The organism is Prauserella flavalba (assembly GCF_003202235.1).
Lineage (GTDB): Bacteria > Actinomycetota > Actinomycetes > Mycobacteriales > Pseudonocardiaceae > Prauserella_A > Prauserella_A flavalba.
The window spans coordinates 1,521,819-1,541,028 of the sequence record NZ_MASU01000005.1; the positions used below are offsets into that span (position 1 = coordinate 1,521,819).

General features: G+C 71.5%; 19 protein-coding genes. 7 read left to right on the forward strand and 12 right to left on the reverse strand.

All coding sequences use genetic code 11. From position 1 onward, the window contains the following. Window positions 1–3 precede the first annotated feature (3 nt). The 3 genes from BA062_RS14755 to moaA are packed head-to-tail and all read right to left on the reverse strand — an operon-like array spanning window position 4 to window position 2,052. The gene (locus BA062_RS14755; RefSeq protein WP_110336602.1) at window positions 4–501 is read right to left on the reverse strand and encodes a nuclear transport factor 2 family protein; all 498 of its coding nucleotides are present in this window, start codon (window positions 499–501) and stop codon (window positions 4–6) included. Then, complete coding sequence (locus BA062_RS14760; protein ID WP_168213957.1) at window positions 491–1,000, reverse strand: VOC family protein; 510 nt, start codon at window positions 998–1,000, stop codon at window positions 491–493. The genes BA062_RS14755 and BA062_RS14760 overlap by 11 nt, the downstream gene beginning before the upstream one ends. Before the next feature lie 26 nt (window positions 1,001–1,026). Continuing rightward, window positions 1,027–2,052, reverse strand: coding sequence for a GTP 3',8-cyclase MoaA (gene moaA, locus BA062_RS14765; protein WP_110336604.1), 1,026 nt, complete (start codon window positions 2,050–2,052; stop codon window positions 1,027–1,029). Window positions 2,053–2,147: 95 nt separating this feature from the next. On the opposite strand from moaA, the gene BA062_RS14770 reads away from it, so the two are divergent. Beyond that, window positions 2,148–3,077: an alpha/beta fold hydrolase gene (locus tag BA062_RS14770; RefSeq protein ID WP_168213958.1), complete on the forward strand. Its 930-nt coding sequence runs from the start codon at window positions 2,148–2,150 to the stop codon at window positions 3,075–3,077. A gap of 5 nt (window positions 3,078–3,082) precedes the next feature. On the opposite strand, the gene BA062_RS14775 is transcribed toward BA062_RS14770, so the two are convergent. The 8 genes from BA062_RS14775 to BA062_RS14810 all read right to left on the reverse strand — a co-directional run bounded on the left by BA062_RS14775 (window position 3,083) and on the right by BA062_RS14810 (window position 12,262). After that, entirely contained in the window at window positions 3,083–3,646 is a 564-nt protein-coding gene (locus BA062_RS14775) for a TRAP transporter small permease (protein ID WP_110336608.1), read from the reverse strand. Next, on the reverse strand, window positions 3,646–4,980 hold the full coding sequence (locus BA062_RS14780) for a TRAP transporter large permease (protein WP_110336610.1): 1,335 nt from the start codon (window positions 4,978–4,980) through the stop codon (window positions 3,646–3,648). The genes BA062_RS14775 and BA062_RS14780 overlap by 1 nt, the downstream gene beginning before the upstream one ends. A 60-nt stretch (window positions 4,981–5,040) precedes the next feature. Continuing rightward, entirely contained in the window at window positions 5,041–6,144 is a 1,104-nt protein-coding gene (dctP, locus tag BA062_RS14785) for a TRAP transporter substrate-binding protein DctP (RefSeq protein WP_110336612.1), read from the reverse strand. A gap of 170 nt (window positions 6,145–6,314) precedes the next feature. Continuing rightward, entirely contained in the window at window positions 6,315–7,091 is a 777-nt protein-coding gene (locus tag BA062_RS14790) for an SDR family NAD(P)-dependent oxidoreductase (protein WP_110336614.1), read from the reverse strand. Further along, complete coding sequence (locus BA062_RS14795; protein ID WP_245959823.1) at window positions 7,091–9,349, reverse strand: molybdopterin-containing oxidoreductase family protein; 2,259 nt, start codon at window positions 9,347–9,349, stop codon at window positions 7,091–7,093. Before BA062_RS14795 ends, BA062_RS14790 begins: the two co-directional genes overlap by 1 nt. Window positions 9,350–9,440: 91 nt before the next feature. Next, a complete protein-coding gene (locus tag BA062_RS14800; RefSeq protein ID WP_110336616.1) occupies window positions 9,441–10,058 on the reverse strand; it encodes a hypothetical protein in 618 nt (205 codons plus the stop codon). 152 nt (window positions 10,059–10,210) lie between these two features. After that, window positions 10,211–11,050: a LuxR C-terminal-related transcriptional regulator gene (locus tag BA062_RS14805; RefSeq protein WP_110336618.1), complete on the reverse strand. Its 840-nt coding sequence runs from the start codon at window positions 11,048–11,050 to the stop codon at window positions 10,211–10,213. 3 nt (window positions 11,051–11,053) lie between these two features. Then, window positions 11,054–12,262: a TetR/AcrR family transcriptional regulator gene (locus tag BA062_RS14810; protein WP_110336620.1), complete on the reverse strand. Its 1,209-nt coding sequence runs from the start codon at window positions 12,260–12,262 to the stop codon at window positions 11,054–11,056. A gap of 166 nt (window positions 12,263–12,428) precedes the next feature. Between BA062_RS14810 and BA062_RS14815 the strand changes: the two genes are divergently transcribed. The 6 genes from BA062_RS14815 to BA062_RS14840 all read left to right on the forward strand — a co-directional run bounded on the left by BA062_RS14815 (window position 12,429) and on the right by BA062_RS14840 (window position 18,843). After that, the gene (locus BA062_RS14815) at window positions 12,429–12,962 is read left to right on the forward strand and encodes a cupin domain-containing protein (RefSeq protein WP_110336622.1); all 534 of its coding nucleotides are present in this window, start codon (window positions 12,429–12,431) and stop codon (window positions 12,960–12,962) included. 145 nt (window positions 12,963–13,107) lie between these two features. After that, window positions 13,108–14,247, forward strand: a complete 1,140-nt coding sequence (locus BA062_RS14820) for a CaiB/BaiF CoA transferase family protein (protein ID WP_110336624.1) — start codon at window positions 13,108–13,110, stop codon at window positions 14,245–14,247. 3 nt (window positions 14,248–14,250) lie between these two features. Beyond that, window positions 14,251–15,243, forward strand: a complete 993-nt coding sequence (locus BA062_RS14825) for an LLM class flavin-dependent oxidoreductase (protein ID WP_110336626.1) — start codon at window positions 14,251–14,253, stop codon at window positions 15,241–15,243. Beyond that, window positions 15,243–16,121 (forward strand): enoyl-CoA hydratase, encoded by an 879-nt coding sequence (locus tag BA062_RS14830; RefSeq protein ID WP_210406850.1) that lies wholly within the window; start codon window positions 15,243–15,245, stop codon window positions 16,119–16,121. Before BA062_RS14825 ends, BA062_RS14830 begins: the two co-directional genes overlap by 1 nt. After that, a complete protein-coding gene (locus tag BA062_RS14835) occupies window positions 16,118–17,677 on the forward strand; it encodes a class I adenylate-forming enzyme family protein (protein ID WP_110336630.1) in 1,560 nt (519 codons plus the stop codon). Before BA062_RS14830 ends, BA062_RS14835 begins: the two co-directional genes overlap by 4 nt. 26 nt (window positions 17,678–17,703) lie before the next feature. Further along, window positions 17,704–18,843, forward strand: a complete 1,140-nt coding sequence (locus BA062_RS14840; RefSeq protein ID WP_110337377.1) for an acyl-CoA dehydrogenase family protein — start codon at window positions 17,704–17,706, stop codon at window positions 18,841–18,843. 26 nt (window positions 18,844–18,869) lie between these two features. On the opposite strand, the gene BA062_RS14845 is transcribed toward BA062_RS14840, so the two are convergent. Beyond that, window positions 18,870–19,199: a hypothetical protein gene (locus tag BA062_RS14845; RefSeq protein ID WP_110337379.1), complete on the reverse strand. Its 330-nt coding sequence runs from the start codon at window positions 19,197–19,199 to the stop codon at window positions 18,870–18,872. Window positions 19,200–19,210 lie beyond the last annotated feature (11 nt).

Consider the following 19,210-nt stretch of genomic DNA (forward strand, 5'->3'; position numbering starts at 1 on the left):
TGGTCACGTCCCCCTTGCCTGAGCTGCGCCCGCAGCCCGGTCGCTGCGTGGCGCGCGGTCGAACCACGGCAGGATAGTCCGGTCACCCGCGACCCACCGACCGTCCACCCGGCGTTCGGCGATCCGCCAGCCCGGATCGGTGTGCATCAGCAGATCACGGTAGGACGCCGCGACCTCGACCCGCGCCGGGCCCTCCTCGCCGGTACTCCGCGCGACCAGCGTGGCCCGCACGTGGCTGCGCACGTGCAGCCGCCCGTCGTCGTCCACCCGCGCGCTGACACTGCCGAGCAGGTGCTGGGTCGTGCGCAGGCCGCGGTGGAGCTCCGCCATCACGGTCGCGACCTCCTCCCCGCCTCGACAACGGAACACGCCGTAGTCGGCGACGGCCTCCGGGAGGAAGAGCGCGCGCAGGTCATCGTACGCCTCGTCGTCGATCGCCCAGCAGTACCGCGCGAGCAGCTCGGCGGCCACGGCGGTCGCCCGCACGTCGTCAGTCACCATCGGCCGCCTCCCGCGCCGGGGCGGCCGGATACGCGGCGCCCTCGAACCACGCCTCCAGCTCCGCTCTGCGGGTGGCGTCGACGAGCTCGACGAAGGGGCCGCTGGGCAGCCGGTGGTAGGCGAACCGCACGGCCTGCCCGCTGCCGTCGTCGAAGGTGAGCACGCGCGGGAACCCGGCGGCCTCCAGCTTCGCGGACGTGGCGGCGAAGTCGTCGGCCCACACGCCCACGTGGTGGGCGCCGCCGGGCCCGAAGGACAGCGACGGCGCCTCCCAGATCGTGCCCGGAACCGGTTCGAGCAGTTCCAGCCGCGGCGAACCGCCCTGGGAGTAGACGAACCGCATCCGCGCGGTCACGGGCCCATCGGGCGTCAGCACGGGCATCTCCCGCTCCTCCACGCCGGTCCAGGTCACGCCGAAGACGGTGGTCAGGTCGGCCTTGGCCGCGTCGAGGTCCGGGACGACGAAACCGGTGTGGTAGATGTCGGTGACGTTCAGCAAGGCGCTCTCCTTCGCAGAGGCGGCGGTCAGCCGCCGATGTAGGACATCTCCACTCGCGGGCCGCGCAGGCCGCCCTCGCCGCGCAGCTCCGACGCGCGGTCGGCGCGCCCGCCCCAGTGCCGCGCGAGCACCGCGGACAGCTCCTCGTCGGTCCGGCCGCCGCGCACCAGCGCGCGCAGGTCCCGGCCCGTGGCGGCGAACAGACAGGTGAACAGCTCGCCGATGGCCGAGATCCGGGCGCGCGTGCACGTCCGGCAGAACGGTTTCGTGACCGAGGCGATGATCCCGATCTCGCCGCCGCCGTCGCGGTAGCGAAACCGCGTCGCGACCTCGCCCGCCACCCGCGGCGGGACCTCCTCCAGCGGCCACAGCGCGTCGATCCGCGCCCGCACCTCGTCGGCGGGGACGACCTTGTCGCGCACCCAGCCGTTGGTGGTGCCGACGTCCATGTACTCGATGAAGCGCAGCGCGACGCGCTCCTCGCGCGCCCACGCGGCGAGGTCCTCCAGCTGGTGGTCGTTACCCCCGCGCTGGACCACGGTGTTGACCTTGACCCCGAGGCCGGCCTGCCGGGCGGCGGCGATGCCGTCCAGCACGGCCGAGAGCGGCAGCGGGGTGTCGGCGAGCGCGCGGAAGGTCCCCTCGTCGAGCGCGTCAAGGCTGACCGTGACCCGGTGCAGTCCGTTCCGGGCGAGCCGGTCGGCGAACTTCGGCAGCAGCACGCCGTTGGACGTCATGGCGAGATCCTCGATCCCGCCCACCTCGGCGAGCATCGCGACGAGGTCAGGCAGGCCGCCGCGTAGCAGCGGCTCGCCGCCCGTCAGCCGGAGCTTGCGGACACCGCCGCGCCGGAACACCCGGGCGAGGCGGGCGATCTCCTCGAAGCTCAGCAACTCGGAACGCGGGAGGAAGGCGTGGTCGGCGCCGAACAACTCACGCGGCATGCAGTACCGGCAGCGGAAGTTGCACCGGTCGGTGACCGAGATCCGCAGGTCGGTGAGCGGACGGCCGAGGCGGTCGAGCAGGGGCCCCGCACCACTGCGCTGCTCCATCACGGGCGCTCCTCCCCGGCCGAGATTTTGGGCAACCGTTCGTTTGGTAGGTTATGTGGGACCGAGTCCCGGAGCAAGAACCTGGAGGCAGCCGCATGAACGCCGGCACGGAGCTCGTCCCGGAGTACGCCGGTTCGGGACCGCCGGCCGGATGCGGCACCGCTCCCGCGTGGTTCTCCGCCGCGCTCCGGCGCGAGCGCCACACCGGCGAGGTGGACGTGGACGGCGTCCCGATCCGGTACCTGGCCTGGGGAGAGCGCGGCAGGCCCGCCACGATCCTCGTCCACGGCGGCGCGGCACACGCCATGTGGTGGGCTCCGGTCGCCGCGCGGCTCGACCCGGAGGCCTACGTCGTCGCCCTCGACCTGTCCGGCCACGGGTGCAGCGGGCACCGGCCGGTCTACTCCGTCGCGCGCTGGGCCGAGGAGATCGCCGCCGTCGCGCAGGCCGTGTCGCCGGAACCGGCCACCGTCGTCGCGCACTCGCTCGGCGGCATCGTGACCTCGCACGCCATGACCCGCGCCGACCTCGGCACCCGGTTCCGCCGCGTGGTGCTCGTCGACGCGCCGGTCTGGCCGGACGCGGCCGCACCGGAGCAGCCACTGGCCGACCGGGAGATCCGGCCTCACCGCACCTACGCGACCGCGGCCGAGGCACTCGGCCGGTTCCGGCTCGTCCCGCCGCAGCCGTGCGACAACGACTGGTACGTCGAGCACATCGCCTGGCACAGCCTGCGCCCGGTGGCGCCGTCGGGCTGGCAGTGGCGTTTCGACCCGAGGATCTTCGCCAACCCCACGGGCGACCACCGGATCACGCGGTTCGAGGGCGACCTGGACCGGGCCGGGTGCCCGTTCGCGGTGCTCATGGGCGAGCGGTCCTACCTCGCGCAGGGCGCCAGGGCCGCACTCGCCGGCAGGCCGGGCATCCCGCTGCGGTTCGTCCCGGACGCGGCCCACCACGTGATGCTCGACCAACCGCTCGCCCTCCTCTCCCGGCTGCGGGAGCTGCTCGGCAGCTGGCCCTGAGGCCCTCAGACCCCCGCCCCGGACAGCTCGGGCTCCTTCGGACGGTCGCGGACGTCCTCGACCGCGGTCACGATCTGTTCGAGCGCCAGGACGAGGAACCCGGCGAACACCGCCAGCCTGGCAGGCCACATCGGCAGGTGCACGAGGCCGAGCTTGTACTCGCCGGTCTCGAGCGCCGCGCTGAGCACGGTCCAGGACGCCCAGGCGAGCAGCACCGCCACGAACGCCGCGCCGAACCCGCCGGCCAGCCGCACGATCCGGTAGGCCCGCCCCTTCAGCCGGTCCACGAAGGACGTCATCGAGACATGCTGCCGTCGCCGCTCCGCCTCGCCCAGCGCGAAGAACGCCGTCAGTGCCATCGCCAGCTCCACGTACTCGACGGTGCCGGTCACCTCCTGCTTGCCGAGTTCGCGCAGGACGACGTTGTAGACGATGAGCAGCATGATGAAGACCATGCCGACGATCGAGACCACGGCCAGTGCCCGCGAACAGGCGTGGACCGTCGCGGCGAAACCCCGCCCGACCGCTCCGGCGAGGGTACGGCCGGACGTGTTGGTTGGTTCGGTCATCAGGTCAGTCCCATCTGGCTCGGGATGAAGGTGACGATGGCCGGGAAGACGAACATCAGGATCACGACGATGATGTCCAGCCGCACATACCAGAGCACGCCCTTGAACGCGGTGCTCAGCTCCACGTCCTTGCGGATCCCGGCGACGACGAACGCGTTGAGCCCCAAGGGTGGCGTGAGCAGCCCGATCTCGATCAGCTTGACGAACAGCAGCCCGAACCAGATCCCGTCCATCCCCAGCTCGGTGACTACCGGGTAGGTCAGCGGCACCATGATGAGCAGGATCGAGGTGGGGTCGAGGAACATCCCCAGCGGGATCAGCACCAGCAGGATGAGCGCCACGATCACCCAGGCGGGCACGGGCATGCTGGTCAGGCCATCGGCGATCAGCTGCGGCGCTCCCGCGGCGACCATGAACGAGGAGAAGATCGCGCCGCCGATGAGCAGCGCGAAGACCATCCCGTTGAGACTGACCGCGGCGGACAGCGAGCTCCACAGGCTCTTGCCCATCTCCCGGGGCTTGCGCAGATGCTCGATCACCACCATCAGCAGGGCCACGAACGCCCCCACCGCGGAGGCCTCCACCGCCGTGAAGAAGCCGGAGTACATCCCGCCGATGATGATCACGAACAGCAGCCCGATGCGGAACAGGCTGTAGACGCCGGAGAGCAGGGCAGGCCGGTTGCTGAGCGGCAGCACGTCCTCGGCGCCCTTGCCGAACAGCTCGGGCTTGCGCTTGGCGCGGATCATGATGCTGATGCCGTAGACGATCGCGGTGACCACGCCGGGCCCGATGCCCGCCATGAGCAGCGCGCCGATGGACTCGCCGGTCAGCACGCCGTAGATCACCAGCGGAACGCTGGGCGGGATGAGCACGCCCAGCGTTCCGGCCGCACCGACCACCCCGGCGGCCACATGCATGGCGTAGCCAGCCTTCCGCATCTCGGTGATCGCGAGGTTGCCGATCGAGATCACCGTGGCGATGCTCGACCCGCTGACCGCGGCGAAGCAGGCGCACGCCGTGAGCGTCGCGACCGCGAGGCCGCCGGGCAGGCTGCGCAGCAGCCAGCCCAGCACGCGGTAGGCGCCCTCGGCGAGGTTCGCCCGCTCCGCCGCGTTGCCCAGCAGCACGAACATCGGGATGACGAGCAACGTGAACTTCGAGGCGCTGCTGATCGGCAGTGCCCCGAGCGTCGACATCCCGACGTCCACGCCGTCCAGCAAGTAGTAGCCGGCGAACCCCGCGAAGGTCAGCGCCAGCGCGATGCGCATCCCCGAGAGCAGGGACATGGCGAGGATCGCGACGACCACCAGTAAGAGCTCAGTGGTTCCCATCGGGTGCAAGACCTTTCGTCGACCCGGCCGTCCACAGTGGAGAACGGCAACGCCGGTGGGCTACTTCTGACCGCACGTGGTGAGGCCCTCGACGTAGTCCGACTCGCCGGTGTGCTTCTCCACCGACTCGGTGTAGGTGTTCCACACGTTCTCGACGGTGCCGGAGTCGGTGGACTTGGCGGCCTCGTCCTTCCAGACCTTCGGCGCGAGCCGTTCCACGGCGTCGGCGATCGTGGCCTGGTCGGCCTCGCTCCAGCGGACGATCGTGCCGCCCGAGTCGAGGAACTTCTCGCAGGCCTGCTTGTCGTACTTGGTCATCAGCTCGTCGGCCTTGGCGTACCACTCGCCCTTGAGCTCCTCGATCACGGCCTTCGCGTCGTCGGACATCCGGTCGTAGGCGCTCTTGCTGATCGCGAAGATGGAGCCGCCGTTCTCACCCACGTCGGGCGCCATGTACTTCGCGACGTCCGTGATGCCGTTGGCGACCTGCGTGTCCATCGGGTAGGTCACGCCGTCGACGATGCCGCGTTCGACGGACTCGTAGACCTCCTCGGACGCCTGGAACGTCGGCTCCGCACCGAGCTCCTGCCACACCGCCGAGGAGGGCTGGGCCGGGATGCGGATCTTCAGACCGTCCACATCGGCCAGCGACTTCACCTCGGGCTTGAACGCGACCGCGGAGGCGTTGTTGGGCAGGAAGCCGATGAGCACCAGGTCCTGCTTCGCCAGCTCGTCGGCGAACGCGTCGACGCCGTCGACGAGGTCCTGCAGTGCCCGCAGCCGTGCCGCCTGGTCGGCGTTGGCGATCGGGACCATGTTGATGTTGTTGAGCGGGAGCTCGGCCGGGAAGTACGCCGGGACGACGTTGCCCGCCTCGGCCCGCCCCTGCTTGAGCCCGGGCAGGGTGTCGGTGCCGGAGAGCAGCCCGCCTCCGAAGGTGACGTCCGTCTTGACCTGTCCGTCGGTGCGCTTCTCCAGCTCGTCCATGAACCACTGGATGAGGTCGGACTGCGAGCCGCCCGGCGGCAAGACCTGCGCGGCCCGGACCTGGACGGGGCCACCCGCCTGCGAGGCGGCGCCCGCGCAGCCGCTCGCGACCAAGGCGAGACCGGCGAGTCCGGCGAGAAGCCGGGTGACCCGGCTGGTCCTGGTGGTGCGCATCATTGCGCCCTCCTCTGGATGTGCGTGTCTCGAAACCCGAGGCCGGCCGGATTCATTCGACCAACCGGTTGGTCAATTAAGACCGACAGTATCTGTGGTGTCAAGCACACTCGAAAGTGGACATTGTGACTTGGCCCACACTGTGACGGGGTGTTGATCCACCGTCACCGTTCTCAAAGGGAATAGCCGCCGTCGACGTCGATCCACTGGCCCGTGACGTACCGGGCCTCGTCGCTGACCAGGAATCCCACGGCGGCCGCGATGTCGCGGGCCTTACCGAACGAGGCCAGCGGGATCCGGCCGAGCGCGACCTCGAGATGCTCGGGAAGGATGTCGCCACGGTCCACAAGCACCTGGGTCATGCCCTCGTCGAGGATGCCCACGCCCACGGCGTTGGCGCGAACGCCGTAGCGCCCTTCCTCGGCCGCCACCGCCTTCACCACCGCCTCGTTGGCGGCCTTCGGCCCACTGGAGAGCACGTCCCGCAGGACGAAGCGGCGGTTGGCGACCGTCGAGACCACCACCACCGACCCGCGTGCCTCGCGGAGCGCCGGCAGCGCGGCGCTGATCACCGCGAAGGTGCCGCCCGCGTCGATCCGCAGCTGCTCGGCGTACTGCTCGGGCGGAAGTCTGCTCGCCCAGGCCTGGAAGTTCGTCGGCGAGGCGGCCAGCACCACCGTGTGGAGCCCGCCGTGTCGGCTGACCGCCTCCGCCACCACGCTCCGGACCTGTCCGGGGTCACCCAGGTCGAGCCGCACCGCGGTACTGTCCACACCGGACTCCCTCACCAGCGCGGCGGTCTCCTCGGCGGCGGCCGCGTTGCCGGCGTAGGTGACGGTGACGGCGGCGCCGAGCTCGGCCAGCCGGATCGCCACCGCCCTGCCGATCGCCCCGCTGCCCCCGACGACCAGGCACCCGCCCGCCCGGCCGCCGAACGCGTCCGCCGACATCACCCGGACACCGCGGCCGGCACCGCCGGCGCGTCGCCTGCCCGGACCCGGCAGCGCGCCCCGCGCAACGGCTGGTCGCCCGCGAAACTCGACAGCTCGGGAGCACCCGGGGTGATGGCGTTGGCGTTGGACACCCACACCCCGGACAGGTGCGGCTCGTACCGTTGCTGGTCGGGGTTCCACCAGTAACCGTCGGGGTTCACCGTGTCGCGCCGCAGGGACGCGTCGAACCGGGCCCGCTGCCGGATCGCGCCCTCGGGCCGTTCGATGATCATCCACTCACCGTCGGTGACGCCGTACTTCGCGGCGGTGTCGGGATGGATGTCGCACAGCGGTTCGGGATGGATCCGGCGCAGCCGCGCGCTCTGCCGCAGGTTCGAGGCGGTCAGCTCCCGCACCCGGCTGCCGGGGATCATCTGCAGCGGGTACTCCTCCTCCGGGGCGTCCGGGATCGAGTACGGCGGTCCGGTGTAGACCGGCCGCGCCTCGATGCCGAAGCGTTCGAACATACTCGGCACCAGCTCGACCTTGCCCGACGGCGTCGCGAAGCCGCGTTCCCGGTACTTGTAGAACACGGGCTTGGTGAAGCGGTGGTTGACCTCGCCGTCGGCCCATTCGCGGTAGGTCTTCCCGGACGGCTCGAGGAACCGGTCGAACATCCCCTCCACCGTCTCCGGCCAGTAATCGGGATCGTCCGAGAGCCTGCGGCCCAGCTCGGCCCAGAGGTCGTAGTCGTTCCTCCGCTCCCCCACGGTGGTGGCGACCTGCTGGCCCACCACGAAGAAGTTGCCGATGCCCCAATGTGCGCTGAGGTCGGCGCGCTCCATGAAGTCCGCCGCGGGCAGCACGTAGTCGGAGAGCTGCGCGGTCGGCGTCATCCACATGTCCATCGTGACGAGCAGCTCGAGGTTCTCGCTCGTGAACGCCTCGTAGGCGTCCTTGCCGGCCCCCATCGACAGCAGCGGCTCGCCGCACTGCACGATGATCGCCTTGACCGGGTACGGGTCCTGCCGGGTGACGGCGCGGTAGATCGCGGGCTGGCTCGCGAACAGGACGTAGGCGGTGCCGGTGTGCCCCTGCGGGTAGACCTTCCCGGTGGCCTCACGGAACGCCTGGTACCCGGAGATCGACGTGATCGGGGTTTCGTGGGCGTTGACGCTTTCCCGCGTACGGAGCGGGTGGTCGACGAGCTTCTCGAAGTTGATGTTCGGCAGCCACGCGAAGGTGTCCGCGTCGTAGGGGTTGCCAAGCGGTTCCCCGCCGGGCCGGTCCAGGTTGCCGGAGATGGCCCGCAGGATCGCCCGCCCGAGCACCGCCGAGCGGGAGGCGCCCTCCCCGAGCTGGGTGGCGGCGACGCCGAACGAGAGGCGCGCGGGCCCCAGCGTGGCGTACATGTGCGCGGCCTTCACCACGTCGGCCGCGGGGACGCCGGTGATCTCCTCGGTGCGTTCGGGAGTCCACTTGGCGGCCTCGGCCTCGACCTCGTCGAAGCCGGTGCACCACTGCTCGACGAACTCCTTGTCGTAGATGTCGTCGCGGATCATCACGTGGATGAGCCCCAGCGCGAGTGCCCCGTCGGTGCGGGGACGCACCTGGAGGTGCAGGTCCGCCCGCTCAGCCGTCTTGGTCCTGCGCGGGTCGACGACGATGAGCTTGGCTCCCTGGGCCTGGCACTGGCGCAGCCGCTCGAACGACGGCGGCGACGACTCCGCGGGGTTGGAGCCCCAGATGACGATGCACTTGGTCTTGCCGGGGTAGTAGCTCTGGTAGACGGTGTCCCAGCCGTAGACGGAGACCTCCGCGATGTACTCGCCGACACCGCAGTTGCGGCCCTGGCTCACGAAGTTGGGGGTGCCGAAGTCGGCGGCCCAGCGCCAGCTCGCCCAGTCGCCCGGTGTCTTGTGGGTGCCGCCGAGGGTCGCCACCGACTCGGGACCGTCCTTCTCCCGCAGCTCCCGCAGCTTCTCGGCGATCTCGTCCATCGCCTGTTCCCAGGAGATCCGCTCCCACTTGCCCTCGCCGCGCTTGCCCACGCGCTTGAGCGGGTAGTTCAGCCGGTCGTCGTGGTGGTGGATCTCGATCGCCGTCGTGCCCTTGATGCACAGCTTGCCATTGGCCACCGGGTTGTTGCGGTCTCCGTCGAACGCCAGCGGGTTCCCGTCGCCGTCGACGTGGAACAGCATGCCGCAGTGCTGCGGACACAACGTGCAGAACGTCCGGCGAACGTCGGGACCGTCCGCGAAATTCAGCTTGGCCAACGCTATGCTCCCGTCGCATCTACCAATCGTTTGGTGAAATGAATCTACCTCGCCGTGGCTCCACTCACAAGGGCCCCCGCCTGGCGACGCGCTAGCTCGCCTGTTCCCGCGTGCGGGTCTCCAGCCACATCGCGATCCCGGCGCCCGCCGCGGTGCCCACCGCCATCGCGCCGAACAACAGCAGCCACCACACGTCGGTGACGTGCCCGGTGATGGCGATCCCCGCGCCGACCCCGAACACACCGCCGACGCCGGTGGCCTTGCCGGACGTGACCGGGGCGCCCTTGCGCGGCCTCGCCTTCGCCAGGGGCGACAGCGCCGGGGCGACCCAGAACGCGGCGCAGGAGATCATCAGCAGCACCACACCGGCGTCCCGCCACGCGTTGCCACCGTCGACGAGCCCGTAGACCAGCGCACCGAAACCCCCGACGAACGCGACGCCGAACGGGGTCGCCTTCCAGCCGCCCAGGACATACAGGCCGGCGCACGCGGCGACCAGCAGGCCCAGCCCGATCAGCCCCAGCATCACGCCCAGCGCGACGGGCATCATGTAGTCGGACGGGTAGATCTCCGCCGCGCCCAGCGCACCGGCGCCGATACCGAGCACCGGACCCGCGATCACGAGCCCGACACAGATCCACGTGACGGTCTTCTCGAACTTCTTCAGATCGGCGGGCCGCTGCCCGCGACCGGCGTTGCCGGACGCCATCGTGCCTCCTCCACCGCACGCCGGGCACCACACGGCGCTCCGACGGGCCGGGCACGCTACGGCGTGATCACCGGCGCGGGAGCAGGATACCCGGCCGAACCCAGGACGCGGGGCGGTTCGGCAGCTCCGCCCACACCGGCGCGCCCGTCCGGTCAGCCGAGCAGCCCGCCCGCGCGCGCGAGCCAGACGGCGTGGGTGCGGTTCTCGGCGCCGAGTTTGCGCATGACGCTGCGCAGGTACGCCTTCACCGTGTTGGGCATGAGGCCCAGTTCGGCGGCGATGTCGTTGTTCGACGCGCCCGCCGCGACGCGGTCCAGCACCTCGGCCTCGCGCCTGGACAGCGGTCCGCGTGCACCCGGCTCCGTGGGCCTCCCGCTGCCGGCGACCACCCGCAGCAGGCCGTCGCAGACCTGGTGCAGGCGTTGCCGCGCGGGCTCGTCGGCGACGAGTTCGATGGCCTCTCCCAGTTCGCTCAGCAGGTCGTCGAGCGCCCGGGTGTCGCGCGAGACCGCCGCGGTGTCCGCGGCCAGTCTCCGCCGGACCTCCCGTTCGACGACCAGGTCGCGTTCGAGGGAGCGGACCACGGCGGCCGCGCGGGCGGCGACCCGATCGCCGAGCGGGAGGCTGTCCCGCCGCGCCAGGTACACCAGCCCCGCCACACCGCCGTCCAGGCGCACCGGAACGGCCAGCGCGGCCTCCACACGCTCGGGCGCGACGGCGTGGTCGTAGGCGTGCACGATGTGCGGCGTGCCGAGGTAGTCGCGCACGACGACCGGCCTGCCCTGCGCCAGCGCCTTGCCCCCGAGCCCGGCTCCCCGCCGGACCCGCAGCTGGTGCAACGTCCGCCCGAGGTTGCCGTCCAGGTGCCGGATCGTCACCGAGCCGCCTCCGGCGTCGAGGGCTCCCCCGAACGCCAGGTCGACCGCGCACTCCCGGCGCAGCGCCCGCACCCGGGGCGGCAGCATCCGGTCGAGCTCGGCGGCACCGGTCATGCCTCATCCCTCCCGGGTGGTCCTGAGTGGACGGTTCACCGCGGTCTCCAGCACGGCCGTCGCCGCACGGGCGAGCGCGTCCACCGCCCCCTCGGCGTGCATCGCGCGCGGCGTCCGCACCGTGTCGTCCACGAGCACCCGTGCCGTGTGCGCAAGCAGCTGCGTAGCCGAGTCCGACCGCTCCGGCCGCACGACCCGAGTCCAATGTGCCCACTCCTGGAGATGCTCACCGCGGGCCTTCGCGAGGCGCTCGGCGGCGTCGGGCGGCAGGTGGTGCGCCTCGGTCACCGTCACCGCCAGCAGGTTGACCGCCTCGGCGGCGAGACCGACGTACCCGGCGACCATCGCCGCCGGCGCCCCGGCGTCGCTGGGGGCCGTGCGCAGTGCCCTGATCGTCTCCAGCGACACCCATTCGCTGAACCGGTCGGCGATGGCGACGAGCATGGCCGTCTTGCTGTCGAAGTAGCGGTAGATGGCGGGGCCCGCCAGGCCGGCCTCGGCCGCGATGCCGTCGACGCTCGCGCCGTCGAAACCGTTCCGCTGGAACGTGTCCGCGGCGACGGCGATCAGCTGTTCCCGGCGGGAGGCGGGCGCCCGGCCCGCGGGTCGCGGCCGGGCTCCGCTGTCCCCGGCGCGGAGGTCGTGGTCCACCACGGCCAGCGCCGCCGCGCTGAGCAGCGCGGCCGTCTGCTCGTCGTCGGCCGTCCCCGGTGGTGCCTCGGCGTGGCTGTTGAGCACCGCGATAGCCGCCCACGCCCGCACCGAGACCTCGACGGACCGCAGGTCCGGCCGCCGCAGCCGGATCGCGTCCGCGAGCCCGGACACCATGTCGTTCAGCCTGGCGCGCAGCGTGCGGGAGCCGTCGGGATCGAGGTGCCGGGCCTCCCGTTTCCACAGCAGGGCCATGTGCGGGACGGCCATCGACGCCCTGGCCATCGCGTGCAGGTCGGCGGGCAGCCGCGCCGGGTCGTACCCGGGTGTGAGCTGCGGGAGTGCGGACAGGAAGGCGCCTTGCGCCTCGAACAGCACGTGCGACAGCAGCGCGTGCTTGTTCGCGTAGTGCCGGTACAGGGCCCGGGGGGTGATCCCGGTGGCCTCGGCGATGTCGCTCATGCGCACCGAGTGGAAGCCGCGCTCGGCGAACAGCGTCCGCGCGTTGGCGGAGATCTGCTCCCGCCGGTCGCTGGGCCTGCGGGCCCTCACGCTCGTCATCCGGTCCCCCCTTCGCTGAACAACTCGCAGCCTAACACGTGAACGATGATGTACTTACTTGACGCTATAGCTGATGTGGCCTCATACTTTCGCCTTCAAGGGAAGCAGGTCACGTTAACGATCAGCGACCTAACCGCGGGATGCGTCTCGGGAGGCGAGCGACACGATGAAGGTCCGCAGGGTTGTCATGGGCGACGACGGCAACGGCACGACGACGGTTCTCGAGGACGGCACCGTCGAACCGACCACGGCCACGTTGCTGCCCGGGGTCGAGATCCACCGCGTGTGGGAGCTGGACTCGGTGTCGGTGCCGGTCACGGACCCGTCGGCGGGTGCGCCGAAGTCCACGTTCTTCCCCGCCGAGCCCGGGGTGCGGTTCGGCTTCCTCACCGTGCCGCCGGGCATCACCTACGTCCCGGAGCCCGGCGCGGACCTCGCGGCTGCGGCGGCGGAGATGGAGGAACGCCTGCCGGGCGCGGCGGCCACGTTCGCGTTCCCCGACAAGCCGGGCGCACACGTGACCCAGACCGTCGACTACATCGTCGTGCTCTCCGGTGAGGGCGTGCTCCGGTTCGACGACGTCGAGGTGCGGCTGTCCCAGGGCGACTGCCTGATCCAGAACGGCAACCCGCACGCGTGGTTCAACGAGGGCACCGAACCGTTCGTGCTGGCGTTCGCCCTCTGTGGTGCCACCCGCTGAGCCGTGCCCCTCACCGGAAGGCAACGTCGCGTACGCGGCCGCGCGGGCGGGCCGATGTGGACACTCCGGCGGGCCGGGTGCTCGCGAGCGAGCTCCGGCTCGGCCCCCGCGGCGGAGCCCTCGCCCGGCACGGGCTGGTGAGCGCATGACCACCACACGGGGACCGCTCGCCGGGGTGAAGGTCGTGGAGCTCGCCGCGATCGGGCCCGCCCCGTTCGCCGCGATGCTCCTCGCCGACATGGGGGCGCAGGTGATCCGGCTCCAGCGACCCGGCGACGACAGCGTCGGCGCGGGCGCGTGGAACCACCTGCACCGGGGCCGTCCGTCGGTGACCTGCGACCTCACCACGCCCCGCGGGCGGGAGCTCGTCCTGCGCCTCGCGGAGACCGCGGACATCCTCGTCGAGGGCTTCCGGCCCGGCGTGCTGGAACGCCTCGGGCTCGGCCCCGAAGAGGTGCTGGAGCACAACCCGGCACTGGTGTACGGCCGCGCCACCGGCTACGGCCAGGACGGTCCGCTGTCCGACGTGCCAGGGCACGACATCAACTACCTCGCCGTGGCCGGCGCGCTCGGCGCCATCCGCCGCCACGGGGAACGGCCGCTGGCCCCGCTGAGCCTCGTCGGCGACTTCGGGGGCGGCGGAATGCTGCTCGCCTTCGGCGTGCTGTGCGGTCTCGTCGAGGCCCGCACCTCGGGGCTCGGGCAGGTGGTGGACGCCGCGATGATCGACGGCACCGCGTTGCTCACCACCGTGTTCCACGCGCTGCGCAACGCGGGCGACTGGGCCGACGAGCCCGGCACCAACGTGCTCGACAGCGGGGCGCACTTCTACGAGGTGTACGACACCGCGGACGGCCACGTCGCCGTCGGCGCGCTGGAGCCGAGGTTCTACGCCGAGCTGCTCCGGTTGCTCGAACTCGATCCGGCCGAGTTCCCCCAGTGGGAGCGGTCGCGCTGGACCGAGCTGAAGCACCGGTTCGCGCAGATCTTCCGCTCCCGCCCGACCGAGCACTGGGCGACGCTGTTCGAACACGAGCAGGCCTGCGTCACCGCCGTGTACGGCCTCGGCGACGCGCCGGGCCATCCGCACAACCGGGCCCGCGGCACGTTCGTCGAGATCGACGGCGCGCTGCAGCCCGCCCCCGCGCCCCGGTTCAGCCGAACCCCTCCCCCGGTCCCGGCACCCGCCGCCGAACCAGGCTCGGATGACGAGGCCGCCCTCGCCGCGTGGGGACTCAGCGCGGCCGACATCGCCACCCTCACCCGACCACACGAAGGGACCTGACACATGCGCTCGCCGAAGCTCTCCTGCGCGTTCTACACCGGACCGCACACCCCGGACCACATCGCGCTCGCCGAACGGCTCGGCTACCACCGCGCGTGGGTGTACGACTCACCCGCGCTGTGCCTGGACTCGTGGAGCGCGCTGGCGCGCGCGGCCGACCGCACCGAACGGATCGGCCTCGCCACCGGTGTGGCCGTGCCCAGGCTGCGGCACCTCGTGGTGACGGCGTCGGCCATCGCGACCATCGAGTCGATCGCGCCCGGCCGCTTCACCCTCGGCGTGGGCACCGGGTTCACCGGCCTGCGCGCGCTCGGGCACAAGCCGATGAAGTGGGCCGAGGTCGCCGAGTACGTCACCGCGCTCAGGACCCTGCTGCGCGGCGAGCCCGTGCAGTGGGAGGGCAAGACCATGCGGCTCATGCACGCGAGCGGGTACCTTCCCCCGCTGCCCGTCGAGTTCGAGGTCTACATGGCCACCGAGGGCCCCAAGGGCTTCGCCGTGGCCAAGGAGCACGCCGACGGCGTCCTCACCGTCAACACCGAGCCGGGTGAGGGCTGGGAGAACTCCGCCCGCTGGGCGATGGGCACCGTGCTCGACGACGGCGAGTCCCCGACGTCCGACCGCGTGTGGGCCGCCGCCGGTCACGCCGCCGTGGTGATCTACCACCTGTACTACGAGGCGGGCTTCGACCTGAACGCGCTGCCCAACGGCGCGGCGTGGGGCGAGATGATCGCGTCGCTGTCCGAGGAGGAGCGCCACCTGTCCCTCCACAAAGGACACCTGATGGAGGTGTCCGAGCACGACGACCGGCTCATCCCGCGCGAGACGGTGTCGGCGCTGACCTTCACCGGCACCGTGGACGAGCTGCGGGCCCGGCTGGAGGAGATGGTGGACAAGGGCATCACGGAGGTCGTCTACCAGCCCGCGGGCCCGGACATCCCCCGTGAGCTGGAGGCGTTCGCGCGCCTGGTTCCCTCGGAAGCCGTGGCGCGCTGATGGCGGGCAGCACGATCCGGTACGAACAGCCGGAGCCCGCCATCGCCCGGATCGTGCTCGCACGACCGGGCAAACGCAACGCCCAGGACCGCGACCTGCTGTACGCGCTCGACGACGCCTACACGCGCGCGGTACGCGACGAGCGGGTCCGGGCGATCATCCTGGCCGCCGAGGGACCCGACTTCTCGGCCGGGCACGACCTCGAGACCGGCTGGGCGATGGGTGACGCGCGGCCGAGGACGCTGACCGGCGGCTTCGGCGCGCCCGGCGCGGAAGGCTGGTTCGCCACCGAGGAGGAGCTGTTCACCGGGTTGTGCCTGCGCTGGCGCGACCTGCCCCGGCCCACCATCGCCGAGGTCAGGGGCCGCGTGATCGGCGGCGGCCTCATGCTCGTGTGGCCGTGCGATCTCGTGGTGGCGGCGGAGACGGCGACGTTCGTCGACCCGGTCACCGCGTTCGACATGAACGGCATGGAGTACTTCACGCACCTGTGGGAGCTCGGCGCGCGGCGGGCGAAGGAGATGCTGTTCACCGGTGAGCCGATCGGCGCCCGCGACGCACTGGCGATGGGCATGGTCAACCGCGTCGTCGCCGACGCCGACCTGGAGACCGCGACGCTGGAGCTGGCCGCCCGGATCGCCCGCCGCCCGCCGTTCGGGCTGCGGCTGGCGAAACGCGCGGTGAACCTCGGGCTCGATCTCCAGGGCCAGCGCGCCGCCGTCGAGTCCGCGTTCGGCCTGCACCAGCTCGGCCACAATCACAACCTCCGGCTGCACGGCGACCTCGTCGACCCGGAAGGCCGTGCCGTCATCAGCGAGCACGCCCGGCGGAGCCGTCCCGACCACCGGGACACGTCCACCCAGGAGCCACCACGATGAACCCCAGCAGCCTGCTCGACAAGAGCGCCCGGATCTACGGCGACCGCGTCGCGTTCGCCTGCGGCGACCGGCGGCAGACCTTCGCCGAGCTGCGCGACCGCGCCGCCCGGCTCGCGAACGCACTGAGCGCCGGGGGAATCCGGCCGGGCGAGCGCGTGGCGGTCTTGAGCGACAACGCGTTCGAGGCGCTGGAGCAGCTTGCCGGCCTCGCCATCGGCGGCTACGTGCGGTGCGCGCTCTACGCCCACGAGCCCGCGGAGAAGAACCTGTACCTGCTGCGGCTCACCGGCGCGGCCGCGCTGGTCGTGCAGGACAAGCACTACGCCGCGCTGGCACCGGTCCTCGCGCAGGCCCCCGACGTGCGGCTGGTGTTCGTGGTGGGTGACGGGCCCGAGGGCACGCGCGGTTACGAGGAGGCACTCGCCGGGGTCTCGGCGGAGCCGCCGGACGTGGTGCTGCGCCCCGACGACCCACACGTCATCCGGTTCTCCTCGGGCACCACGGGCAGGCCGAAGGGCATCCTGCACACGGTGCGCGGCTGGATGGACATGGGCAACGAGTTCGCGCTCGTGCTCGACGGGTTCACCGCCGGCGACCGCTACCTCGCAGCGACGCCGTTCAGCCATGCGGCGGGGCTGGTCGCCTGGCCGCTGATCGCGGTCGGTGCCACGAGCGTCGTCATGCCGTCGTTCGACCCGGCCACCTGGCTCGATCTCGTGGAGCGTGAGCGCATCACGTTCGGGATGCTGGCGCCCACGATGATCCAACTGGTGGTGAACCATCCCGGCGCCGCCGAGCGCGATGTGTCGAGCCTGCGCAAGATGCTCTACGGCAGCGCGCCGATCTCGGAGACCACGCTCGTCGCGGCGCTGCGGTTGTGGGGCGACATCATGTACCAGACCTATGGGCAGAGCGAGGCCATGCCGATCACGTGCCTCACCTCCGGCTACCACGTGCCCGACGGCAGTGAGGAGCAGCGGGCGTGGCTGCGCTCGGCGGGCCGTCCCACCCCGAACTCGGTGGTCCGGATCGTCGACGACGAGGGCAACGACCTGCCACCGGGCGAGGTCGGCGAGGTGGTCGCGCTGTGCCCTGGCACCATGCACGGCATCTGGGGTGATCCCGAGGCCACGAGGCAACGCCTGCTACCGGGCGGCTGGATCCGCACGCGCGACATGGGATCGCTGTCGGCGGACGGCTTTCTGTTCCTGGCCGACCGCAAGGAGGACACGATCATCTCCGGCGGGTTCAACATCTGGCCGATGGAGCTGGAGAACGCCCTCGCCGCGCATCCCGCCGTGGCCGAGGTGTCGGTGGTGGGCGTGCCCCATCCCAAATGGGGCGAGACGCCGCACGCCGCCGTGGTGCTGCACGAGGGCGCGAGCGTCACCGAGCAGGAGCTGATCGAGTGGAGCAGGGAGAAGGTCGGCTCCGTCAAGAAGATCACCGGCGTGACGTTCACCGACTCGCTGCCGCGCACCCCGATCGGCAAGGTGCTGCGCAGGCTCGTCAGGGAACAGTACGTGGGCGAGGCCCCGCGCATCGCCGGCGCGTGAACGGTTTCGATGGAAGGGAGAACACCGTGGCACTGGACGTCGCGGCACGCCGGGACTTCGCGGCGGCCGTCCGCGAGTTCGCCGAGCGCGAGTGCGGGACGAGGGAGCAGCGCGTCGCGCTCACCGGCGGGGAGACCGAGGCCCACAGCCCCGAGCTGTACGCCAAGCTGGCCGCGCTCGGCTGGATCGGCGTGGCGATGCCCGAGGAGTACGGGGGCGGCGGCGGGGGCCTCACCGACGCCTGTGTGCTGCTGGAGGAGCTGGCGTACGGCCAGGTTCCGGTGTTCGCGCTCGGGATCTCGATGATCGCGGCGAAGGCGGTGGAGAAGTTCGGCACGGAACGGCAGCGCGACGACCTGATCGGCGGCTTCTGCCGGGGGGAGATCTCGTCGGTCGCGATGAGCGAGCCCGAGTCCGGTTCGGACGTGGGCTCACTGCGGTGCCGGGCCGAACGCCACGGCGAGGAGTTCGTGCTCAATGGACAGAAGACGTGGATCTCCTGCGCGCACTACGCCGACCGCATGCTGCTCGTGTGCCGCACCGATTCCTCCGGGTCCAAACACGACGGCATCACGATGCTGACGGTGCCGCTGCCCACCGAGGGCGTCACCGTGCGCGGCATCGACACGCTCGGCGGCAGGGAGGTCAACGACGTCTACTTCACCGACGCCGCGGTGCCCGCGGACAACGTGATCGGCACCGTGGGCGGCGCGTGGGGACAGCTGATGGCGGGGCTCAACTTCGAGCGGATCACCTGCGCGGCGATCTTCCTCGGCAAGGCGAGGCGCGCGTTCGACGACACGCTCGCCTATGTGAGGCAGCGCAAGCAGTTCGGCAGGCCCATCGGCAGCTTCCAGGTGCTGCGCCACCGCCTCGCCGACCTCGCGACGGAGCTGGAGTGCTGTCGCGCGCTCGTGTACGACCTCGCCGCCAGGGTCGACGCCGACCCCGGCACCCAGCGGGCCAGGGAGGCGTCGATGGCCAAGCTCAAGGTCACCGAGACCGCCAAGCGCATCAGCATCGAGGGCATGCAGATGTTCGGCGGGGCCGGTTACACCACCGAGTACGACATCGAACGGCACCTGCGTGGCAACATCATCTCCACGGTCTTCGCGGGAACCAGCGAGATCCAGCGCGAGATCATCGCGGGCTCCTACGGCCTCTGACGTTCCGACGGGCGCGTACGGCGCGCTCAGCCACCCGGGCCGGCGGCCTCCCACTCCTCCCGCCAGTCCGGGTGCGCCGCGTACACCGACGCGAGGAGACGGGCGGTGTCGGCGTCGCCGTGCTCGCGGATCTCCCGGCGGAGGTGGGCCGCCTTCTCCGGGAACGGCACCGGCACCCGCTCCTCCGCGGCCTGCGCGGGGCCGGGCAGGAGAATCAGGCCCCCGCCGTCGTCGCTGCGCAGGATGCGCAGGCGGCCACGCCGCTCCGCCTCGTCCAAGGCGGGCAGCACACCGTTCTCGTAGCGCCGCTCGTCGTCGGCCAGTCGCGCCAGCACGAAACTCGTCAGCTCGGTCATGCGCGCGGGAT